Genomic DNA, 336 nt, shown 5'->3' on the forward strand with positions numbered 1-336 from the left:
ATTGGTATGTACACATTCATGAATGATCTTACTTGCTGTTTCCGCAATCTCATGCTTTCGCTGATTCCTTGTCTTTCCCTTTAGCTTCATCGGCAGAATCTGCTGTCTGCACAGATTGCCTTGCCGATCGATGTGGGCAACCGCGATATGGTTAACATTGATGTCGATACCGATACTGCCTTCTTCCTTTTTGGTCATGATCATTTTGGGTTCCACCTCAATGATTGCTTTGATGATGAAATACTCACCATGATCATAGAGTTCATAAGCTACAGCTTTACCAGCGGTATTATGCGGTAATCTGACTGCTCTTTCTAATTTCTCTGCATGATGATA

1 protein-coding gene is annotated in these 336 nt (G+C 42.0%); it reads right to left on the minus strand.

Annotated elements, in window-relative coordinates; all coding sequences use genetic code 11:
• On the minus strand, window positions 1–336 hold a 336-nt coding region (locus DAHG_RS21335), incomplete at both ends, for a hypothetical protein (protein WP_022936308.1).

This window comes from Dielma fastidiosa (genome assembly GCF_000313565.1).
Taxonomy (GTDB): domain Bacteria; phylum Bacillota_I; class Bacilli_A; order Erysipelotrichales; family Erysipelotrichaceae; genus Dielma; species Dielma fastidiosa.